This is a genomic window from Nonomuraea sp. NPDC046570 (assembly GCF_040645915.1).
Classification (GTDB): domain Bacteria; phylum Actinomycetota; class Actinomycetes; order Streptosporangiales; family Streptosporangiaceae; genus Nonomuraea.
This window is the reverse complement of sequence record NZ_JBEYZF010000117.1, coordinates 1-1,124: the sequence shown is the minus strand read 5'-3', so window position 1 is coordinate 1,124 and position 1,124 is coordinate 1. Positions and strand designations below refer to the sequence as shown.

The window sequence follows — 1,124 nt, the reverse complement described above, 5'->3', positions numbered from 1 at the left end:
TGTTGTCCTGGGTGCAGGCGGTGATCCCCCTCGAGTACTGGCCGGCCAGGTCGGGGCCGGTCAGGGCGAGGGTGGTGGCGAGTGCGATGAGCGCGGTGGCCGTCATCGTGGCGGCGGCGCGGAGCTGGCGCCAGGTCAGCCAGATCATCGCTGTACCTCCAGGGCGACTCGCCGGTTGTCGGTGGTGCGCTGGTCCATGTAGGCCAGGACGAGGTCTTCCAGGGTGAGCTGGGTGACCGTCCAGGCGGGGTCGTGGATCGGGGTGTCGGTGCGGATGATGAGTGTGCTTTGCCGGTCGGTGTGGCTGGCGGAGATGATGTGCTGGTCGGCGGGCAGTTGGTCGGGGTCGCGGCGGGGGCCGGTGAGTCGGTGGTGGGTGGACAGCAGGTCTTCGACCTGTCCCGCCACCTGGACGCGTGAGTCGACGAGCACGATCAGGTAGTCGCAGGTGCGTTCCAGGTCGGAGACCAGGTGGGAGGAGAGCAGCACGCTGAGCTCGTGTTCGACGACCGCCTCCATCAGGCCCTGCAGGAACTCGCGGCGGGCGAGCGGGTCGAGTGCGGCGACGGGCTCGTCCAGGATCAGCAGTTCGGGTCGTTTGGCGAGGCCCAGGGTGAGGGCGAGTTGGGCGCGCTGGCCGCCGGACAGTTTGCCTGCCCGGTGGGCGGGATCGAGGCCGAGCCGGTCGATCCGTTCCCGCGCCATCACAGCGTCCCACCGGGGGTTGAGCCGGGCGCCTAACCGTAGGTGGTCGGCGATGCTCAGCCCGGCGTAGGTGGGGGTGTCCTGGGCGACGAATCCGACTTTGGCCAGTTGTGCCGGGCCGTCGGCGGGGTGGCCGCCGAGCACGGTGATGCTGCCCGACGTCGGCGCCAGTTGACCGGCGGCCAGCTTCAGCAGCGTGGTCTTTCCGGCGCCGTTGGGGCCGACCAGCCCGACGACGTGCCCGACGGGGATGTCGATGGTGCAATCTCGCAGCGCCCAGCGCTTGCCGTACCTTTTGCCCAGTTCCTGGGCCTGTAGGACAGCGGTCACGCTATGTCCTCCTGGGAGGCGGTCCGAAAGGTGGTCATGAACAGGGCCTCGATGCTCTCGTCGTCGAGCCCGGCCAGGCGGGCCTTGGC

General features: G+C 69.6%; 1 protein-coding gene. It reads right to left on the bottom strand.

Features of this window, described 5'->3' with window-relative positions:
- Positions 1 to 144 precede the first annotated feature (144 nt).
- Entirely contained in the window at positions 145 to 1,035 is an 891-nt protein-coding gene (locus tag ABZ911_RS43160) for an ABC transporter ATP-binding protein (protein ID WP_358070533.1), read from the bottom strand.
- Positions 1,036 to 1,124 lie beyond the last annotated feature (89 nt).